The organism is Streptomyces sp. MUM 2J (genome assembly GCF_022414535.1).
Classification (GTDB): domain Bacteria; phylum Actinomycetota; class Actinomycetes; order Streptomycetales; family Streptomycetaceae; genus Streptomyces.
Genome location: NZ_JADWYM010000002.1, coordinates 226,444 through 246,154, shown reverse-complemented (window position 1 = coordinate 246,154; position 19,711 = coordinate 226,444). Strand labels below are relative to the sequence as shown.

The 19,711-nt window shown below is 62.8% G+C and carries 15 protein-coding genes and 1 pseudogene; 11 read left to right on the top strand and 5 right to left on the bottom strand.

The features are described from left to right. Nucleotides 1-16: 16 nt before the first annotated feature. The 10 genes and pseudogenes from I3F54_RS03005 (at nucleotide 17) to I3F54_RS02960 (ending at nucleotide 11,369) form a co-directional block, all read left to right on the top strand. Nucleotides 17-1,063, top strand: a complete 1,047-nt coding sequence (locus I3F54_RS03005; RefSeq protein ID WP_240116974.1) for a major capsid protein — start codon at nucleotides 17-19, stop codon at nucleotides 1,061-1,063. Then, nucleotides 1,063-1,278 carry a hypothetical protein gene (locus tag I3F54_RS03000; RefSeq protein ID WP_240116973.1) on the top strand — a complete coding sequence of 72 codons (216 nt, stop codon included), beginning with the start codon at nucleotides 1,063-1,065 and terminating at the stop codon, nucleotides 1,276-1,278. The genes I3F54_RS03005 and I3F54_RS03000 overlap by 1 nt, the downstream gene beginning before the upstream one ends. Then, nucleotides 1,275-1,580 (top strand): hypothetical protein, encoded by a 306-nt coding sequence (locus I3F54_RS02995; protein WP_240116972.1) that lies wholly within the window; start codon nucleotides 1,275-1,277, stop codon nucleotides 1,578-1,580. Before I3F54_RS03000 ends, I3F54_RS02995 begins: the two co-directional genes overlap by 4 nt. A 248-nt stretch (nucleotides 1,581-1,828) precedes the next feature. Further along, on the top strand, nucleotides 1,829-2,359 hold the full coding sequence (locus I3F54_RS02990; RefSeq protein ID WP_240116971.1) for a hypothetical protein: 531 nt from the start codon (nucleotides 1,829-1,831) through the stop codon (nucleotides 2,357-2,359). 183 nt (nucleotides 2,360-2,542) lie between these two features. After that, nucleotides 2,543-4,279 (top strand): ATP-binding protein, encoded by a 1,737-nt coding sequence (locus I3F54_RS02985; RefSeq protein WP_240116970.1) that lies wholly within the window; start codon nucleotides 2,543-2,545, stop codon nucleotides 4,277-4,279. Nucleotides 4,280-4,464: 185 nt separating this feature from the next. Beyond that, nucleotides 4,465-5,730 (top strand): annotated as a pseudogene (locus I3F54_RS32310) (histone-like nucleoid-structuring protein Lsr2); the annotation flags it as partial. A gap of 899 nt (nucleotides 5,731-6,629) precedes the next feature. Beyond that, nucleotides 6,630-8,651 (top strand): DNA phosphorothioation system restriction enzyme, encoded by a 2,022-nt coding sequence (locus I3F54_RS02975; protein ID WP_240116968.1) that lies wholly within the window; start codon nucleotides 6,630-6,632, stop codon nucleotides 8,649-8,651. Between the two features lie 35 nt (nucleotides 8,652-8,686). Continuing rightward, nucleotides 8,687-8,851 carry a hypothetical protein gene (locus tag I3F54_RS02970; protein ID WP_240116967.1) on the top strand — a complete coding sequence of 55 codons (165 nt, stop codon included), beginning with the start codon at nucleotides 8,687-8,689 and terminating at the stop codon, nucleotides 8,849-8,851. Then, entirely contained in the window at nucleotides 8,848-10,902 is a 2,055-nt protein-coding gene (locus I3F54_RS02965) for an AAA family ATPase (RefSeq protein ID WP_240116966.1), read from the top strand. Before I3F54_RS02970 ends, I3F54_RS02965 begins: the two co-directional genes overlap by 4 nt. Beyond that, nucleotides 10,902-11,369 carry a DNA phosphorothioation-associated protein 4 gene (locus tag I3F54_RS02960; protein ID WP_240116965.1) on the top strand — a complete coding sequence of 156 codons (468 nt, stop codon included), beginning with the start codon at nucleotides 10,902-10,904 and terminating at the stop codon, nucleotides 11,367-11,369. The genes I3F54_RS02965 and I3F54_RS02960 overlap by 1 nt, the downstream gene beginning before the upstream one ends. A gap of 83 nt (nucleotides 11,370-11,452) precedes the next feature. Here the strand turns inward: I3F54_RS02960 and dndE are convergent, their stop codons facing one another. Genes dndE through dndB form a run of 4 tightly spaced genes read right to left on the bottom strand, consistent with a single transcriptional unit; the run spans nucleotide 11,453 to nucleotide 16,574 of the window. Continuing rightward, nucleotides 11,453-11,836 (bottom strand): DNA sulfur modification protein DndE, encoded by a 384-nt coding sequence (dndE, locus tag I3F54_RS02955; RefSeq protein ID WP_240116964.1) that lies wholly within the window; start codon nucleotides 11,834-11,836, stop codon nucleotides 11,453-11,455. Further along, a complete protein-coding gene (dndD, locus tag I3F54_RS02950; protein ID WP_240116963.1) occupies nucleotides 11,826-13,853 on the bottom strand; it encodes a DNA sulfur modification protein DndD in 2,028 nt (675 codons plus the stop codon). Before dndD ends, dndE begins: the two co-directional genes overlap by 11 nt. Further along, nucleotides 13,840-15,438: a DNA phosphorothioation system sulfurtransferase DndC gene (dndC, locus tag I3F54_RS02945; RefSeq protein WP_240116962.1), complete on the bottom strand. Its 1,599-nt coding sequence runs from the start codon at nucleotides 15,436-15,438 to the stop codon at nucleotides 13,840-13,842. Before dndC ends, dndD begins: the two co-directional genes overlap by 14 nt. Then, nucleotides 15,435-16,574, bottom strand: a complete 1,140-nt coding sequence (dndB, locus tag I3F54_RS02940) for a DNA sulfur modification protein DndB (protein WP_240116961.1) — start codon at nucleotides 16,572-16,574, stop codon at nucleotides 15,435-15,437. Before dndB ends, dndC begins: the two co-directional genes overlap by 4 nt. A gap of 266 nt (nucleotides 16,575-16,840) precedes the next feature. On the opposite strand from dndB, the gene dndA reads away from it, so the two are divergent. Beyond that, entirely contained in the window at nucleotides 16,841-17,995 is a 1,155-nt protein-coding gene (dndA, locus tag I3F54_RS02935) for a cysteine desulfurase DndA (RefSeq protein WP_240116960.1), read from the top strand. Between the two features lie 7 nt (nucleotides 17,996-18,002). Here the strand turns inward: dndA and I3F54_RS02930 are convergent, their stop codons facing one another. Beyond that, the gene (locus tag I3F54_RS02930; protein WP_240116959.1) at nucleotides 18,003-19,439 is read right to left on the bottom strand and encodes a DNA phosphorothioation-associated putative methyltransferase; all 1,437 of its coding nucleotides are present in this window, start codon (nucleotides 19,437-19,439) and stop codon (nucleotides 18,003-18,005) included. Between the last annotated feature and the right edge of the window lie 272 nt (nucleotides 19,440-19,711).

The following is a 19,711-nucleotide window of genomic DNA, read 5'->3' as shown; positions in this document are numbered from 1 at the left end:
AGGAGCCCAGCTCACCATGCTCGACACCTTGCTGCGCGACATCGACGCGGCCGACCTCAACGCGTTCGCCCGAACCATGACCACCCCGGCCGACTTCGAGCTGAGCCGCACGGTCATGCCCGAACGCCGTCTCAACTCCGTCAAGTTCCGCATCAGGTCCAGCAAGCGGCGCGTGAACGCCGCCAAGTTCCGCGCGTACGACGCCGAGACCGCTGTCGCCCGCCGCCAGGCCGAGAAGATCATCACCGAGGGCATGCTGCCCCCGCTCGGCCAGAAGCTGATCGTCGGCGAACTGGAGCAGATCCTCCTCGACACCACCCGCGGCGCCGACTCCTCCGAGTTCATCGAGCTCCTCTACGACGACATCGAGCGCCACGTCGAGTCGATCCGCAACCGCATGGAGCTTGCCGCCGGCGACCTCCTCGTGGACGGCAAGTTCAGCCTCAACGGTGAGAACGGGCTCACCCTGGAGGCCGACTTCGGCGTCCCGGCCGCCAATATGCCCACGGCCGCCAAGCCCTGGTCCGACCCGACCAGCGACCCCATCGCCGACGAACTGCGCTGGATCGAGTACCTGCGCTCGATCGGCGCCCCGCTCCCGGCCCGCGTCATCACCTCGTTCAAGGCCCGCGCCACGCTCGCCGCGAACGACGCCTACCGGGCGGCGTACTACGGCAGCGTCAACGGCTCCTCCACCCCCACCGCGGTCCTCGCCCCGAACGAGGTCGAGGTTGTACGCGCCCGGTACAACCTGCCCCCGATCACGGTCTACGACGTCCAGATCTCCGTCGATGACGCCTACCAGCGTGTGATCCCCGAGGACCGCTGGATCCTGATCCCCCCGAACCCGGAGTCCTGGGCGGAAACGCAGTACGGCGTCACGGCCGAGTCCCTGGTCCTGTCGGCAGGCTCGAACCCGGCGATCCTCCGCGAGGACGCCCCGGGCATCGTCATCACGTCCGGGCACCAGGACGACCCGGTTCAGGTCTGGACGAAGGGCGCGGCGGTCGCGATGCCCGTCTTGTACGTGCCGGACATCCACATCACGGCGAAGGTCCTGTGATGGCAGCGGCACGGAAGCTCGCGGAGACGGTGTTCGTCAACGATCCGAAGGCGAACGGGACGCTTGTCCTGACCGCAGGGACGGAGATCTCGGACCCAGCGGTCATCCAGCAAATCACCCACCCCGACGCCTGGGAACCCATGGTCGAGGTTCCCCAGAACACGGTGTCCAAGTCGGCTCCGCCAGCCCGTCGCTCGAAGTCCGTCGCGCCGTGACCTTCACTGAGGACGATCTGGCCTATCTACGGTCGGAGCTCGGGGAGATCGACCCTGCGGACCTGGAGCGGCGATTGCGACGGCATGCCTCGGTGACCGACGTTGTCGTCGAGGTTCTCCGAGAGCGCCGTTCCGCTCTTATCGGGGACCCCCTCATGGTCACGGTTCAGGGGGTCTCCACCGTAAACAACTCCGAGAACGTGAAAGCGATCGAACGTCGTGTGACTGAGCTCACAGATGCGACGGCTAAGGGGGGTGAACTCCTGCGACCAGCGACGATGCAGGTTCGCCGCAGCAGGTGAGTGCGGTCTGGAGCCGTGCGCGACTCTCTCGGAGGGGAGCAACTCATGTGGCAGGTGAGGGAGTTTGGCCTCTACCTGTCCCAGTGTAGATGTGACCACTTCACCGGCGGTTGTCAGTGGGGTGGGCTACGTTTTTAGGGACTTGCTCATGCCCGAGTCGACTGGATGGCGACGAGGGCGAACAGGGGAGCAGGTCACACATGAGTGGGCCCGCCGTACAGCCGTCGGGTACCAGGGGAGGAGCATCAGTGCTCCAGCTGTGCATCGTCCGTATCCAGGCCATGTCCATGCTGTACGAGATGCAGAAGGACGGCTCCGGGAACGCAAAGTTCCAGAACCAGATCGACACGGCGCTGAACCTGGCGCTCGGAGAGAAGCGCACCGCTGAGAACGCGGAGTACCTCTGCCGGAACCTGCTCAGGGACGCCCGGCGTACGAGTGACCGTTCCCGGCAGGCAGCGCGTAACGCGGCGGCGGGTCGGCCGCTTGCTGATGCACGGCACCGCAGGCTGGTGGAGCACCGCGCTGATGGGTCCGTGCACGCGGAGATGATCTCCTGCGTGACCCCTGAGGAGCAGGTCATCGCAAATGAGATCATCTCGGATCTTCGCAGCTTCGCAGAGACGATGGGCAGCCACGGGCCGGGCTGCCTCCAGGGAATGCTGATGGGCGAGACGGTGGCGGCTACCGCCAAGGCGGTCGGAGTGTCGAGGGCGACTGTAGAGCGGGCGCGCCGGGCGCTCCGTGACTTTGCCGAGGAGCTGATCGTGCCGCAGTAGCGGGAACTGCGGCACGTACGCCGGCAGAACTTTGATGAGGGCGGGCGGGACCAGGGGACGATGCCTTGGTCCCGCCCCGCTGAACAGTCAGCTAGGGCTGGCCACAACGAACTTGCGGGACCGGCAGGGAGATTGCTCGTAGAGCGCCCCTGGCCGATGAGCAATCGGAGGAGAAAGAACAAGATGAGCGAGAGTAGCAATCAGGCAATTCCGGTGGTGCTTTCGGGACAGGCGCTGCTGAGCCTTCGGGAGTCCGGGCACAACTTCCCCTCAGCTGTTGGCGAAGTCATCGACAACAGCATCGAGGCCAAGGCCAACAACGTTGAGATCCTCACTGAAGTGACGAAGCGTGGCCGCAAGAACGTGATCTCGGAGGTTGCGTTCTTCGATGACGGCCAGGGGATGTCGGGGCACATCCTTCAGCATTACCTCCAGCTCGGATTCTCGACGCGCTTCATGTCGAACGACACGATCGGCAAATTTGGCGTAGGGGCGAAGATGGCCGCACTGAGCGTGGCAACGCGCATCGATGCATGGTCGCGTGTTGCGGAGAGCGACCGCATCATGCACGTCCACTTCGACCTGGACGATGCGCTTGAGACAGAACGCTCCGGGGGCACGGTGGGGATTGCGCCGCCGGACGAGGAGCCGTTGCCAGCCCACTTGGTTCCCTACTTCCCTGAAGGAACCGGAACTTTGGTGAGGTGGTCGGGGATTGACCGAGTCGCAGATAGCCATGGCCGGAATACCAGTGACCACGTCCGGAGCGAGCTCAACAAGGAGCTCTCGCGGATCTTCCGTGAGTTCCTTAAAGGCGGCATCAAGATTGCTGTTGATGGTGTTCCCCTTCGCCCGCACGATCCGACCTTCCGTGCAGAGAACACGTGGGTGGATCACGCTCTGAACGAGGAGAGGCGACGCAGCGCCAAGCAGGACGCCCATTCCGGCGACGTCCACTTCGCCCCGCAGGTCTTCTTTGACGATGAGGTGCTGGTCGAGGGAACTGGGCACAAGATTCAGGTGACCATCACGCTTGCACCACCGGAGGTACTACGGCACAGAGGGTCTGGCGGCGATGCCATGGCAAAGAAGCTGAGGCTGCCCGAGAACGAAGGCGCCGTGAGTTTCCTCCGCCTTGATCGAGAGATCAGCTACACCAATGTGGCGAAACTTTTCCCGGGGGGAGTTGAGACCCCGGACCGGTTTATCGGGTTCGAGGTCAAGTTCACTCCGGAGCTGGACCGCTTGATGGGAGTGCGCAACGTCAAACGAGGTGCGGTTCCGTCCGACGAACTTCGCAAGACCATTCGCGACATTGCCTATCGGGTAATCCCTGGAGCGCGTTTGGAGATTCAGCGTATCTGGGGCGAGCAGAAGCGGGAAAAGGCGGAGCGGTCTGGAGAACATTCGCCCCTGGCTCGGGCGGTGAAGGACGTCAACCGGACGATGAGGAAGTCCCAGATCAAGAGGGTTCCTACCCGGGCTGAAAGGGACATCGCGTACTCTGACTTGGCGAAGGACGCCGGCCATGCGCAAACCGCAGAGGAGAAAGAGGCGTACTTCGAGAACATCAAGGACCTTCCGTTCGTCATCGAAACGGTCGACTTCCCTGGTGGCCAGCTTTTCGAGATCACGCACCTCGGAGACCAGAGCATCATCCGGCTCAATGAGCGGCATACCTTCTACCGGGAGATGTACCAGCCGCTCAAGGAGCTTGCTGGACAGCCGCCGGGCCCAGGAACGGACGGGGATGCCTCTGCCACCGCGAAACGTGCGCTGGAAGCAATCACTCTCTTGATTGTTTCCTACGCGAAGGCAGAGACACAGCACGAGACCCCGGATGACCAGTATGGAGAACTGCGAAAGCATTGGGGCGACTTCACGCAGCTCTTCATGAGCAAGATCAAGGACGTGCTTTAGCCAGGAGACCTGGTGCGGAGCTCAGATGATGCGTTCCACGGACCGCGAGACCCTTCTCCCGTTGCAGGAGAGGAGCCCCGCAAGGGCCATTCGACCTGAAGAGCCAAGGGCCATCCGGCCCTACGGTCCTGTCCCTACGCTGTGCGAAGTAGCATGATCCGGCACTATCGCGAGGTTAAAGAAGAATGTCTGTACAGGGGGCGTCAATGACCGGCGGGACGTGGGGAGATCTGTATCCGTGGATTGCCGAGATCTCAGAGCGTGACCGAGATGAGCTGCGAGGGCTCGCCGACCCTTGCCTCAAATTCGATGAGTCCCCCCGAGAGACGGCGCAGTGGCGCCCCTATCTGGATGATCTGTTTGACGCGCTGGGATTGCTCACTGTCGCGGATGAGGTGCTGAGGCACCGGCCGATAGCGACGCTCGTGCCTTCGCTGCAGGGCGGCGACGTACTGCAGACCTTCCTCTCTGGCCAGGAGTGGTTGACAGAAGCGATCCTTTCGGCGGTTGGCGGATCCTGCGACTTGACGGAAATGAGTCCCGCTCAAATCGAGTCGCCCGTCGGGCTTTCACGTTCTGTAACCACTGAACTAATGGTGACGCTTCTTCGGGTGTCGGCATTTGGAGTGAGCGGAGCGACTCGGGTCGATTTGACGACGCCGCTGGCTGATTGGTTCGACCAGCTCGACGGCAGTGACAAATACTTCCTGCGAACGATTTACGCGGAAGGTGCCCTTCGGTGGCTCGGCGAACCTTCCGTGCGGGAGCGAGCTTTGCGCACCCGGATGATCGATGCTCCCGATAAGATCCTTGACGAATTTGATTCCGCAGCAGAGGGGTCGCTGCGCTATGTGGTCAGCGCATTTGAGGAATCAATTAAGTCTCCCGTCCGCAAGGAAACCTTGCTCGCGCGTCACGCCTGGTTGGGTAGTGATCTCCCGGGCGAGGAGTTCGACGCGCTTGCGCTTCTTCACGGTATGAGGAAATGGTGGAGAAGCCAGGATGGATGGTTCTCGACGCGGACGTTGTCCCGGTTGCAAAGCGAGACGCTCGAGATCTTGGATCTTGAGCAGGGTGAAGTGATGACGCTGCAGACAGCAGATCGGCTGCTGCGCGCGCAGCGAGTCCAACTGCATGCCGAAGATCTCGAGGCATGGCTTGAATATTGCAACACCATGGATAAAAGCAGCGGCTTGGTCTCGCGTTTGGAGCGAGTGGGACCGAGCGAGGAGCTGCAGCCGACGAGCCTCACCTCGCCCGAGGTGCGCACAGCCGCAGCGGGTTCGGTGTCTTCGGCGAAAGTTTCGAGCGGTTCAAGTTCGAGCGGAATGTCGCTGCAGGCTTCCGAGAATATGAATTCAATCATTCGCAGTTGGGCTCGGTCGCAAGGCTACGAGATTGGCGACCGAGGGCGCATCCCTGCTTCAATCCGCGAAGCTTTCGAGGCGGCACTGAGAAGTCCGGATGGGGTGCTGGTTCAGGACGGCAATCGGCTCAACATGCCTGCTCCTCGCATTCAAGAAAATGGGCGTGGGCAATCGGTCGTAGACATTATGATGGCGCTCTCGAAGCTCGCTACGGTGTCATTTCCTGAGGATACACTCGGTTCTCTGCTGCTACGGTCAAGCGAGCTCGAAGGTGAAATTTGCAGCCTAGTTGAGCAGCTACTTTCCGCCACGATAGATCCGCAGAGCGAGACTGGATGGGTGATTCATGAGGGGGCCCCTGAAGAGCTTGATTCTGTTCACCCTTCGGGTTACGTGACATTGAAGGAGAGAGCACTGAAGGCTTTGCAGAGCGCGCAATGCCCTCTCTCTCTGCGGCGTCTAGCGGAAAATATGGAGGGGGACGTGAAAATCAACTCGCTTCGCGTGCAGATCGCAGCGGACGATCGTTTCGTGCGATGCGATGTGGATGCCTGGTCGTTGGCAGACTGGGGAATGCGCCCCTATCGGTCGATCAAGGAGCTCGTCTCTGAAGAGGTTGACCTGGCTGGCGGTGAGATTGCGACCACGGAACTCGTAGATAAGCTCACAACCCAGTTCTCGATCAAGGAGACCACCTTGCGGCAGGTAGTCTCCAGCCCGCCGTTCACTTCGCGTAATGGGACTGTTCGCCGCACCATCGATCTTGATGACCAGCGACCGGCGGGCGAGCAGGCCGAAGGCGAAGGGCACAGTAATCCCTCCGCCGTTGATTTGGTGAGAGATATGGGGCTGGACTTCTGATGACTGAGTCTCAAGGGCTTCGCTCCGCAGGAGTCGAGGGTGAATATCGCAGTGACCGCTGTGACGTGGTCAAAGATTTCTATGTCCCTGCGCTACGGCAGGCTGAGAAGTATGACCGTGCAGTGGGCTACTTCACGGCATCCGTCCTCGCTGTCATCGGCAGGGGGATCGACGAGTTCATTCGGCGCGGCGGACAGATGCGCATCGTGGCATCGCCGTACCTGACCGCGGAGGACATCGCGGAGATTGAGGCTGGGTACGAGCTGCGAGCCGTGATGGAGAAGGCGGCTGTCCGAGACCTGGAGCGGGCTGCGGAAGATCCCCGCGCGGCGCGAGGGCTCGGGAAGCTGGGGCGGCTCGTGGCCGAAGGCCGACTGGACATCAAACTGGCGTACGTTGCGTCAGGTAACCGGGTCGGTATGTACCACGAGAAGATCGGGGTCTTCCGCGACGGTCAGGACCTCGTGGCGTTCAAGGGGAGCGCCAACGAGACGCTGTCCGGGCTGGTCGGGAACTTCGAGTCCATTGAGGTGTTCCGGAGCTGGGACGAGTGGGACCGGGTACGGGCGTTGCGGATCAGTAGGGACTTCGAGGACCTGTGGGAGGACAGGACGTCGATACTGCGCGTCATGCCCTTCACTGAGGCTGCAAAGAAGGTCATCGAACGGACCGCTCTGACGGGGGAGGAAGCAGGCGAAGCGGCAGAGGTTCCCAGCGGCGGGGCCCCGATCGTGGTTTCGCCGGCGGATACCGCTGGCATGTTGACTATCCCCGCAGGGCTCAAGGTCCGTGACTATCAGAAGCAGGCCGTGGGGAACTGGTTCAACGAGAAGGGGCGTGGTCTCCTCCGGATGGCCACAGGGACGGGGAAGACACTCACGGCGCTGTCGGCTGCCGCACAGATGACCAAGGTGCTGCACCAACGGGACGAGCCGCTTCTCACCGTGGTGATCGCTCCCTACCAGCACTTGGTGGACCAGTGGGCCAAGGACATTGAGTGGTTCGGCGTCACTCCGATCATGGCCTACGAATCAACAGCAGGCTGGTTTGGTCGCGCGTCCCACCTCCTGGATGCGCTCGCGCTGAAGGCAGCCCGTGGTGGCGTGATCATCACGACCAACAAGACCTTCGGAGACGCTGCCTTCCAAAGCGTCCTCAACCGCTACAAGGGCCGGCTCCTGCTCATCGCGGATGAAGCTCACAACCTTGGTGCGAGGCACATCAGGACGAAGCTTCCCGAGAACGCAGAGTTCAGGCTCGGCCTGTCCGCCACTCCTGAGCGCTGGTTCGACGATGAAGGCACCGACGCGCTCACGGGGTACTTCGGGGAGATCGTTTTTGAGATGGGCATCGGCGGCGCCATCAAACTGGGCGCGCTGTGCCGCTACACGTACACGCCGGTAGTCGTCGAGCTCGACTCGGAAGAGACCGAGATGTACGTGGAAATCACTACGAAGATCGCTAGGATCATCGCGGCACAGCAGGGTTCGGACCGAGTGGATGAGGACAGTCCTCTTGGCGCGTTGCTCCGGAAGCGATCGAACCTGTTGGGGCATGCGCGGGCCAAGCTGCCTGCGTTGAGGCGGGAGATCGAGAAGCGGGGCGAGGACTGGTACCAGCTCCTCTACTGTGCCGAGGGTCGGCACCCGCTGTCGTATGAGGACGGAGCACCCGAGGAGCCCTCCCAGCTGGATCAAGTGCTGGACCTCGTCGGCAACCGGATGCACATGCCAGCAGCCCGGTACACCGCGGAGACTAAGCGCCCAGAACGCCGGAAGGTGCTCCAACGCTTCGCCGATCGGGAGCTGCAGGCAATTGTGTCGATGCGGTGCCTCGACGAGGGTGTCGATGTTCCCGCAGCCCGGACGGCGTACCTGCTTGCCAGCTCTTCCAACCCGCGCCAGTTCATCCAGCGTCGAGGACGTGTGCTCCGTCAGTCGCCCGGAAAGACAATGGCGGACATTGTGGACTTCATCGTGGTCCCGCCGGAAGAGGCATCCGATCTGCAGCCGGAGAGCGAGCGGAAGATGGTCGCTCGCGAGCTGGCTCGTGTTACTGAATTCGCGCACCTCGCGGACAATGAGGCGGAAACCCTCGATACTCTCCGTCCGCTGCGGCTGCGTTACGACCTGCAAGACATCTGAAAGTCCGAATGTGTGATGGGAGTCCAGGAGTTCTCGTGAGTGAGAAGAAGACTGCTCAGCAGGTGATGGAGCAGCTGTCACCGGACGGCGTCAAGCTCGCCAAGCGTGTGATCGAGTTGGAGCGGGAGAACCTGCACATCAGGAACTCGACACGGGTCGTCGACGAGATAGTGGCTGCAGTGAAGGGACTCATCAAGTGAAGCTCCTCAAGCTCACGCTTGACAATTTCCGGGCGTTCTACGGACGCCAGGTACTCGACCTCGGCGTCGACGAGGGCAAGCCGGCGGTTCTCATCTTCGGCAACAACGGGGCCGGTAAGACAACGCTCCTGAACGCATTCGCCTGGTCTCTGTACGGGAAGTTCTCGGACGATGTCGAGCAACAGCATCGTGTGATCCATGACCAGAAGTGGGCGGAGACAGCGTTGGGTGCGCCTGTCAACGCTTCGGTGGAGCTGAAGTTTGAACACGCTGGGGTCGTCTTCCACGCGCGGCGGGAGGTGGCGACGACTAAGGAAGCGGAGGAGCAGGCCGCAGTCGCGGCGTCGCTCACGCTCACCGAGATCAAGGACGGGGAAAGTAAGACTGTTCCGAACGGGCAGGACCGTATTGAGAAGATCCTTCCCGAAGGTCTGCGCCGGTTCTTCTTCTTCAACGGTGAGCGCATGGAGAAGATGTTCACCGGCGAGGAGAACAACGGTGAGGTCAAGCAGGCCATCAAGACTCTGATGGATCTCGAGCCGATGGAGCGGGCGATCTCGGAGCATCTCCCCGCGGCGGCGAAGCGTTTGGCCAAGGAGATCGCCAAGGGGGGCAACAGCCGTCTTCAGCAGCTGGCGGAGCAGCAGGAGGCGCTGGAGCAGCAGCAGGCGGACGCACGCAAGCAGGCTCTGAAGATCTCCAGGGACACTGCCAGCTACGAGCGGGAGATCCGTGATCTGGAGCGCTCGCTGCGTGACCATGAGGTCTCCAAGCCGCTGCAGAACGCCCGAAAGAAGCTTGAGTGGCAGATCGGGCAGAAGAACGACCTGCTCAAGGAGAGGTACGCGAACAAGCGTGAAATCCTCTCCAAGGGAGGCTTCCTCGCCTTCACGGCCGGCATCGACCAGCAGGTCGTCAACCTGGCTGAGGAGATGAGGCAGAGGCGTGAACTACCGGCCGGAATCCAGCGAGACTTCATCGAAGGGCTGCTCCAGGACGGCGAGTGCATGTGCGGAACCCCCGTCCCGGAGGGCAGCCCCGCCTACGCCGAACTTGACAAGCGCCGGTACAACGCGGGGCTTGCCGACGTCGAGGCGCGCTGGATGTACGTCAGTGGCCAGATGATGCACCTGGGCGACGAACGGCAGAAGCTGCTAGAGAGCCTGAGGCAGGCAGCCGTCGAGATCCAGAACTGCCAGGACGAGATCAAGCGGTTGGAGGAGGAGAAGAGCGACGTCGATCGTCAGCTCCAGGGAGTGAACGAGCAGGACGTTCAGCGCCTTGAGCAGAAGCGCAAGGAATTCGACGAGAAGCGGATCGACGGGCTCACCGAGCACAAGCGGCTTGAGGAATCAATCGCGCGCTTCGATTCTGAGATCGAGAAGGTAAAGCGCCTATTCCGCGGCGCGGAGACGGCGGACGCGGCCTCCCGCAAGGTGCAGCGCCAGGTCAACCTGGTCAACGAGGTGCTGGAAGTCTTCCGCGAAGCACTGGAGCTGAAGACGGAAGAAGTTCGCGAGGAGCTCGATGCGAAGCTCAAGGAAGTCTTCAAGCGCATCTTCCGCAAGTCCTACGTCCCCGAACTTACCGATTCCTTCGACCTGTTGCTGAACTCATCGGCTGGCATCGCTATCCGCAGCACGGGCGAGAACCAGGTGCTCGGACTGTCGTTCGTGGGAGCTGTCTCCGAGGTCGCCCAGCAGATTCACCAGCGCAAGTCCAAGAGCAGCGACGAGATTCTAGGTGAAGGTGGCATCTATCCCGTCGTCATGGATGCACCCTTCGGCAGCCTCGATCTCACGTACCAGGAAGAGATCGCCCAGGCACTGCCCAAGCTGACCTCCCAGATCGTCACGATGCTCTCGAACTCGCAGGCACGTGGCAAGGTGATGGACAACCTGCAGGGATCGGCGACGCGGATGTACGTCCTCCGCAGCGTGACACCACCCGACGCCGGCGACGAGGAAACGATCGAGATCAACAACAGGGCAGTTCCCTTTGTCTCGCACGGCGAGTTCGAACACACCATCCTGGAAGAGGTGACCGTCTGATGGCGCGTGAAGATCGGCTCCGGAGGCCCGCGGAGCACGAACCGTTGATCGGCGCTCTCTCCGGTAAGGACGGCCCGTTCAATGCGATGGTCGACGTGCTGATGTTCTCGGCGCTGCTCGGTCGGAACAAGGGCAAGCGGGAACCTTTTGACAGAGCCGGTGAACCCATCCGTCTTTCGATCATGGAAGGGCGGCAGTACGGCGACGTCCTCATCGACATGGTGGCGGTCGCTGAGACCCCGGATGACCCGAAGATCCTCTCCGACGAACGACAGCCCGAACGGGTAAAGATCTTCGAGGAGTACGCGAACGGCGGCCTCAACTACATCCAGGGCGAGGTCAACGCGAGCGGTGGGCAGAACTATGTGTCCATCATCAGCAATCTGGTGATGGACACGCTGACTGCCCCGGACGAGCACGACAGCGACGTGACGGACCTGCTGAAGGCGACATCCCTGGACTGGTAGCGCCACCCATTACGCACAAGGGGCGGGGAGAGATGGCAGTCGACCGTTCTCTCCCCGCCCCTTGTGCGGTGGGAGTCTTTACGTCAGACCACCGTAGCGACCGAACCCACAAGACCCTCGATGACAGTCAACTCCTTGTGTCCACCGAGGTAGCCGATGCCCCGATGCAGGTGCACCGTCAGTGCCTCTGCGACGTTCTCGTCGGTGGGCTCGTCCCCATCGGCGACGCAGCGTTGCTTGAGCAGTGCCAGGTAGATGTCACCGTGCTGGCCAGCGAAGGTCTTCCAAGACATCTCGACGTTGGAGTCGGTGATGATGTCCTTCACCAAGGGAGTGGAGGGGTCCTTGAGCGAAAGGGCCAGGGCCCAGCGGCACAGGACGTTCCACTGAGTGATGCCCGTGGTCCGCTTCAGCCGGATGAGGCGGTCGCGTGCGGGCTGAGAGAGCCGGACGTTATCAAGCGACATGCTGTGCTCCTGAGCCCCACCAGTAGCCCTCGACGACGCTGGTGGTGAACTCGGTGTCGTCGTGAACCAGGGTGTAGGTGTGGGCGACAGACTTCTTCAGGCGGCCCAACAGGTACTCGTCGATCTCCTCGTCGGTGGACAAGAGGAGGACCTGGTCACTGGCGTGCGGGAAGTATCGGTCCACGAGATGTTCGCGGTGGTGGCTGTCGAGACGACCGAGCGGGGTGTCGATAACGCTGGGGAGGCGGTTACCCGCGACCTTCATCAGCCCCCAGAGAAGGGAGACCGCCAAGAGTTGACGCTCGCCGGCGCTGAGACGGCCCGGGTCGATCGGCTCGCCTTCGGAGTCGGTCAGGGTCAGCCTGAACTTGTCGGTGTCGATGCGGATGTCTTGGACCAGGCCCTGCTTCCGCATGAGCTCCTTGAAACTCTGAAGCATGGCGACTTCGAGTCGGCTGATGTGTCGCTGGAGCAGTGCTTCACCGAAGCGCTCCAGGGTGCCACGAGCCTTCTCGGAGTACTTGATGATCCGCTCGACTTCTTCGGCCTTGACCTTGGTCCGTACGAAGTCGTTGTGGGCTCGCTCGAGGGCGGCGGTGACGTACTCTCGGCGCCGCTTCAGGTCTGCGATTCGCTCGGTGTCGCGGGCGACCGCAGCCTGGATGCGGGCGAACTCCTGGAGCTGCTCCTCACGCGCGATCTGAATGGCCTCTACCCTGCTCTGCTCCGGGACACCGGCCAGCTGCCGGTCCAGCTGGTCCAGCTCTTCGGCGGCGGCAGCAGCAAGCGTTAGGAGTTCCGTAGCCCGCGCCTTGTCTCGTACGAGGACTTCATCCAGCACTGTGAGCTGGGCCAGGGCGTCGCGGGGAAGGCCGAAGTCCACCTTCAGGGCAGTGGACTTGGAGCGCTTGGTCCGGTCTTCCTCCAACTTCCTTATGACTACATCCCGAGCGTCCTCGGGGAGGATGTCGAGCAACCACTGGTCGCGCTGTTCCAGGACGTTGAGGACTTGGCCGGCTTCGGCGGCCGATTGCTCGCGCTTGGCCTGCCTACGTACGTCCTTCAGCTGCGAGCCCATCATCAGCAGGGGAAGCGGGCCGGCGGCGATCTGGTTCAGGGAGGCGCGGAGCTCAGCAAGCCGCTCGACCGCCCGCTTGCGTTCCTGCTCGATCTCGATGCGGCGCTCGAACAGACCGCCGCCTTCCTTCTCAAACTCTCGCTCCAGAAGCTCGAGCGCGCGCTCCGCCTTGCCTAGTTCGACCTTTCGCTGTGCCAGCTCCTGTGCAGCCGCCGCCAGCTCCTCCTGTACGGAGTCACGCTCTCGCTCCTGGGCATGGATGTTGTCCATCAGGTGCTGTTCCTCGTCGGACAGCTTCTGACGCCGCTGGAGCACAAGCAGGTCGGTACGGAGCTGCTGCACAGTGCTTACACCGAGCAGGGAGTGCACTGCTGACTCGATGACCGAAGCCGCGCGCTCGGGATCAGCCAGGGACTCGATCTTCTCGCCGTCGAAGAAGGACAGTGAGGCGACCTCGAGTGGGAGCAGGTCCTCGACATGGTCTGCCCAGCTCTCGCTGAGTAGCTTGCTGAACTTGGTGTCCGGCTGGGCGCGGCGGGCGGGCTTGGCATTGTCGCCGTACTCCTCGTCGACGAAGACATTGAGGAACTCCTTCAACGTCTTGCCGCTTGTGCGCCAGCTGCGCATAACCTTGTAGTAGTGCTCCTTGCCGTCCACCGTGACGGTGAACTCCAGGGTGACCGCGGAGCCTCGGGTGGGATCGCGCTGTCGGTTGATGCTCTCGCGCAGGTAGGTGTCGTACGACTTGCCGCCCCGGCCGCTGCACCTGGCACGCGGGCCGTACAGGGCCAGTTGGATGGCGTCAAGCAGAGTCGTCTTACCGCAGCCGTTCAGACCGCCGATCAGGATAATCGGCTTGTTCTTCTTCACGGTGAGGTCAAGCGACTGCTTGCCCCGGTAGGCCCCGAACTCTTCGAGGGTGATCTTACGCAGGAGCATCGATGTCGGTCTCTTCGTCCAGAGTCGGGTTGGTCGCTACGTCATCGCGCCACTTCTTCTTGCGCTGCGCGAACGAAACGGCGTCGTCGTGATCGTCGTAGAAGCCCTTCTGGACAGCGGCTTCGAGCGCCTTAAAGAGGCCGGAACGCCGTGTCATTGTGCGGTACTTACGCTCGACCGACAGCAGCTCACGCACCATGTCGTAGTGCAGCTCGTCCTCGCCACAGAGCTCCTTGAGGAGTTCCATCTCGTCGGCGCCCATGACGAGCTGTTCGTCGAGCGGGCCGCCAGGGAAGTCCTCGCCGGTGGCCCGCCTATAGATCTGCGGCAGCGTGTCCTCGACCTCGTGCTTGTCGAAGACCCAGATGCGCCGGATCTCGTGCAGCTCGTCGAGAGTGATCAGCTCGATGTTGCGGACGTGCTCGGGGGCGTGGGCTCTGATCCAGGTCTGCGCGGAGAGTAGCTCCTCAAGCCATTCCTGCCGGAACTTCTGAAGGTAGGGACCGTGAACAGCGACATCCTTGCCATCGCTGCGGCGAGTGAAGAGATTCACCTGGCCGTTCATCCGGCGGAAGTCGCGAGCGGCCCTATCGGGCCGCGGGTGGGGCAGCTTCTTGCCGGGCTGGTAGTCAGGGTCTTCCTTGTCTTCCACAAGCCCGAAGGGGGAGTCCAGCTTGTCTCGCAGCTCCAGGAGCGGGAGCATCCACTCCTTCTCATCATCGTTCTGGATCATCGCGCTCATGGACTTGTCCTGCTCAACCAGCGTGCACGTCCAGCAGCCGAAGCGGCTGGAGCCACACGACGGGGTGGTCGAATCGACGACCAGCGGGCACTCGCCGTCGGCGGAAGCGCCCTGGTACATGGTGAGGAGGTCCTGATTGTTGTAGCCCCAGGGATTGGGCTTCTGCATCAGGTACTCCCACACGTCGTCGTTGGTCCAGTCCTCGACGGGGCTGTAGACGAGCGAGTTGGGGAGGTTCGCGTTCGGGGAGAGGCGGTCGCGGACGCGGCGCTTCTCGTGCTTCTCCATCGCGCGGGCCCGGGCCTGGCTCTCGGTCTTGCGGATGCCGAGGACCATGATGGCCTCGCCGTGGGCAGCGACGACGTTGCGGATGAAGGAGTTCGAGGGCTTGATCTTCAGACGCTCGGTGCACCAGCGGAACTTCGGGCGGGGCGCGGGGTAGCCGCGACCGATGAGATTGACCCAGAAGGTGTCCTTGATCTCCGGTGTCAGCCGGTGGGGCTGGATGGGCAGGCCCTGTTCGGCAGCTGCCTTCTCCATGGTCTCCAACGACGTGGTGACCCATGCGGCGACAACGGGGTTCTCGACCAGAGTGTCTGTGCTGATGACATGAACCGGCTTGTTGAGCTTCTCGGCCGGCAATTCCCTGAGGGCTGTCCAGACCAGCTGAAGGACGGCAGTGGAGTCCTTGCCGCCGCTGTAGCCGATAACCCAGGGGACCTCATCCGCGGTGTAGAGCTCGCGGACCTCGTTGGTCAGCTCGGTGGCTACCTCGTCGAGCGAGCGGCCGTCGAACGGCAGCCGCCGGACAGAGGGGATGCCGAGAGGCAGAGGGGTGTTCATGCATCGCCTCGCAGGTACGCGTCTTCCACTCGCCGCTCCTCGGGGCTGAGCCCGAGGCCGAGGTGGTTACGCAGGTAGTTCACGGTCAAGGTCACGTTCTGGTGGCTCTTGGAGACACGGCCGCCGACGATGGCACGTCCCTCCCAGTCGGTATTGGAGCGGGTCCAGTCCACCTTCTTGAGGGGGGTGAGCCGCTTCTTCCACCTGGACGGTGCGGTGGACTCCCTGAGGAGGGAGTTCCCGATGCGCCCGAGGGCGTGCAGGGCGATGCCGTGGCTGTGGATGAAGTCTCGGCGCATCTCGGTGGCAGATAGTGTCCGGTTGCGCACCATCGCCCATTCCGGGAGTGTCTTGTCGATCGCCTCCCAGTATGACTGGGCCAGGTCTGTCGCCTCGCCCGGCTTGACCTCCAGACCCTGGAGAAGCGCTTGGGTGCCGTAGTAAAGGGCGCTCAGGGTAAACATCATCCGGGAGCGGGGCGAGAGATTACTCTTCTCCATCTCGACGTAGCCCTTGAAGACCGTCGACCGGCCCGCCATAACGCGCACGACCTGGGCAGAGGTGTCGCGATGGTCATAGAGGACACCGATGGAGCGAGCCGGGCGGACCGCGTGCTTGTTGAGGTCGGCGAACATCTGCTGTGAGCGGGCCAAGCCAGCGTCATGGAAGAAGACGACAGCGATCGTCTCCTCGCCGAGGTCAGGGTTCTCTTTGAGTGCTAGCTCGATGGCGGCGCGGCGGTGCTGCCCGTCGTTGATCAAGAACCGGGATTCCATGGGGATGCGGAGCTGACCGGTTCGGAAGCCGGTGCCATCGGAGCTATGGCTGTCAAAGTCCATGTCGCCGTCAACGGAGGCGGTCAGGGCACTAAAGACGTAATCGTCTGGATTGTCCAGAATGTACTTGCTGAGAGCGGGGAGCCGTCCCTTGTTGAGGAGGCGCTGAGCCCGCAGCTCAGGGGGCAGTTCATCCTCGTCAAAGATGAAGATCTTGGGGATCAGCCGCAGCGGACACATCGAGACGTAGAACTCTCGACCTGCCTGGATACCGCGGATGGCAGGGAAGGTGTACTCGAACCCTGCGGATGCGCGTGGGGGGACGATTCGGGTCATAGGTGCCACGGCTTCGCTCTCCACTCCGGCAACTTTAACGTACTCACGCTGACTGGCGTCCCTCGTTTGACGTACCAAGGCGTCCTCCTCGTGCGTGCAGGTCACGATGGAGGCAGTGCACGAGATTAAGCGCGCGTTCGCCGCCATCCCGCCGGATTGCCACTCGGCGGGATGACGTACGGCACAGTCGGTGTTGACGGACGCGTCGGCACTCCGCTGCGCGTTAACGCGTTGCGCGTGTACGTTAACCGACTGACGTACACGATGGCAGGGAAACGTCTCAGAAGTGGGTGGCAGTTGTGGTGGCGTATCTAGATGTGGCGGCGACGACCCGCGTCGACCCCCGGGTAGCGGACGTGGTGCTCCACTGGATGACCGAAGACTTCGGGAACGCCGGCAGTCGCACCCATGAGTACGGGACGCGTGCCAAGAAGGCGGTTCAGGAAGCCCGGGCGTTCCTCGCGGGAACAGTCGGTGCCAAGATCGAAGAGGTCATCTTCACGAGTGGGGCGACCGAATCCAACAACATCGCCCTCCTCGGCATGGCGCCGTATGGCGAGAAGCACCAGCGTCGGCACATCATCACCTCTGCCATCGAACACAAGGCGGTCATCGAGCCCCTGCTGCACCTGCAGGGCAAGGGCTTCGAGGTCGACTTCCTTGAGCCTGGGCCGTCTGGCCGGATCACCACTGAGGCCGTGCTCGAGAAGCTGCGCCCGGACACCCTCCTGGTCTCCCTGATGCACGTGAACAACGAGACCGGCGTCATCCAGCCCGTCGCCGAACTCGCCGAGGAGCTACGCAAGACGCCGACCTTCCTTCACGTGGACGCTGCGCAGGGCTACGGGAAGGTTCCGCAGGACCTCAAGGCCCCCATCGACATGATCAGCATCAGCGGCCACAAGATCGGGGCCCCGAAGGGAGTGGGTGCCCTGGTAACCCGCCGCCGCGGCTGGGACAAGGCTCCGCTGGAGCCGATCATGTTCGGAGGTGGCCAGGAGCGGAAGCTTCGCCCTGGCACGCTCCCTGTACCCCTGATCATGGGACTCTACGAGGCGGCGAAGATCTTCCAGGAGGGACAGGCACGCTGGGAGCGAGAGGCTAATGCGATGCGTGAGCGCATGCTCACCGCCCTCGGGAAGACCCGATTCCACATCAACGGTGACGCAGATCACGCCGTGCCACACATCCTGAATGTGACCTTCGACGGGCTCAACGCGGAAGCACTGATCGTACGGCTGAAGGACCAGGTCGCCGTCGCCACGGGTTCGGCGTGCACCAGCGCCTCGTACACGCCGAGTCACGTCCTGACCGCCATGGGTCTGCCGGAGGAAGTGGCCACCAACGGGCTTCGCTTTTCGTGGTTCCCCAGTCAGATCGCCGACTTCGATCCGGAGGACCTCGCGGCGACGATCGCACGGATGCAGCCGGCCGCCTCCGAGTAGATGAAGGTCAGTCTGCTGCGCGGCGCACCAGCCGGTGCCCGCGCAGCTCGCGCCCGCACCTGATCAGCTCGGCTGCCCAGCCGTCCTCGGTGCCGATGAGGTGGGGATTCGCGTAGAGCCCGGCTTTCAGCTCGGACTCGGTGAGGCGGCGGTAACGGGGCACGTCTGGATCGTCGGGTGCGAGAAACTCGTGCTTACGGTGCAGGAGTGGCCGGTTCTTGGACTTCGCGTACGACATGTGGGACGTCTCCAGCGACTGGAGATCCACCATGTACGAGGACTGGATGCGCGGGTGCGGGTCCTTGTCGAAATCCGGGTAGTCGAGCCAAGAGACAGCACGCCCCTGGTGCTTCAGCTTGGCTACCGTCCACTCCTGCGGGCGGCCGGCTGCGATCGAGGCGCAGTGCTCGTACAGCCGTAGCACGGTGGGCATCCGGTCCAGTGCGCGCCGGTGCACGTACAGCGCTGTTGGCGTCACCTTCCCGACCTGCGACGCGTTCATCGCGCCGCGCACGTATCCGTCGTCGCGGAGCTTGAGCAGTAGCCGGTCTGAACGCCGGCAGGCTTCTTTGTACGAGGAGAAGAACGTGCGCACGTCTAGCTGAACGCTGAACGGGAGACTGCTGAAGGGCCCGCGGCCGTTGAACAGTTCGACGGCGAGGAAGAGCAGGGTATTGAGAGTCGTGTGCTTGGCTCCTTCCGAGACCTTCTCGGGGTCGGCGGAGTCGCGAACGAGCCGCTTGAGGTCGTTCGGTTTCAAGTGCGCCAGGAGCTCTGCCACTGGTCGCGGCATTTCTTCGACGCGGGGCTGGCGCCCCCGGCGTTCTACGTGATCGATGACGGCGGCAATAGCCGAGGTCGTGTCCTCAGAGGCCAGCCATTCAGCATCTGGGACGATGCGGTGGGCGAGGTAGCTGAGCCGCGCCGAGTCGTCCTTGAAGGCGTAAACGACGCCGGGGGACGCTGAGACACAGCGAGTGCCGGTGACTTCCTCAACGTAGTCGCGCAGCTCGCTGGCACCAAAGAGGTGCTGGAAAGTCTGCCGACTGGTGATGAGGCCATCTCCGAACTCTTGGCCCCGAACTTTGGACTTCTCCCAGGTGAGTCGTGCGGAGGTGATGAGCACAGTCCTGGCCAACTGCCATGCCCGCATGAGGGTGTTGCGGCGTTCCTCGGGATCCTCGATGACGTTCAGGACGTAGGTGAGGAGCACAACGTCAGCCCGCTCCAGCTTCGTCTCCGGGCGGTAATACGGATCCCAACCGGTGACCCGGCAATCCAACCGCTCGAGCGAGCGCACGTCGCCGCCTCGGCCACATCCGTAGTCGAGGATCGTCCGCTCCGGGCCGAGCTGCCTGTCTGCAAACGCCTGGCGAGCGGGGACAGATAGCGCAGCTCGTCCGATCGCGGTGAGCCGGCGTTCGCTGTTCCAGGTCTGCTGCATGACGTCCTCGCGGGTGCGGGGAGTTGGGACGGTCGCAGAGTAGTGGCAGATGAGGTGCCGTGAAGGCCGATCACCCCAACCGTCAGCGGATCGAGTGGGATGGGCCGCTCTCTGACGATAGGCTCCTGGAGCTCCGGGCTGCAGGTAGAGGCCGAACCATTGCTCGGCCGCCACCGAGCGGGAGCACGCGCGAGCAAACCAATCAGACTGGCTCGTGCAGCGGGAAGTGGCGCAGAGGCGACCTTGACCAATCCCCATGTCGACTGATCCGC

Bases quoted from the DNA above. Each gene is read 5' to 3' on its own strand.
- I3F54_RS02985 (WP_240116970.1), top strand. From the start codon at position 2,543: ATGAGCGAGAGTAGCAATCAGGCAATTCCGGTGGTGCTTTCGGGACAG.
- I3F54_RS03005 (WP_240116974.1), top strand. From the start codon at position 17: ATGCTCGACACCTTGCTGCGCGACATCGACGCGGCCGACCTCAACGCG.
- I3F54_RS02930 (WP_240116959.1), bottom strand. From the start codon at position 19,439: ATGCAGCAGACCTGGAACAGCGAACGCCGGCTCACCGCGATCGGACGA.
- dndC (WP_240116962.1), bottom strand. From the start codon at position 15,438: ATGAACACCCCTCTGCCTCTCGGCATCCCCTCTGTCCGGCGGCTGCCG.
- dndE (WP_240116964.1), bottom strand. From the start codon at position 11,836: ATGTCGCTTGATAACGTCCGGCTCTCTCAGCCCGCACGCGACCGCCTC.
- I3F54_RS02960 (WP_240116965.1), top strand. From the start codon at position 10,902: ATGGCGCGTGAAGATCGGCTCCGGAGGCCCGCGGAGCACGAACCGTTG.
- I3F54_RS03000 (WP_240116973.1), top strand. From the start codon at position 1,063: ATGGCAGCGGCACGGAAGCTCGCGGAGACGGTGTTCGTCAACGATCCG.
- dndD (WP_240116963.1), bottom strand. From the start codon at position 13,853: ATGCTCCTGCGTAAGATCACCCTCGAAGAGTTCGGGGCCTACCGGGGC.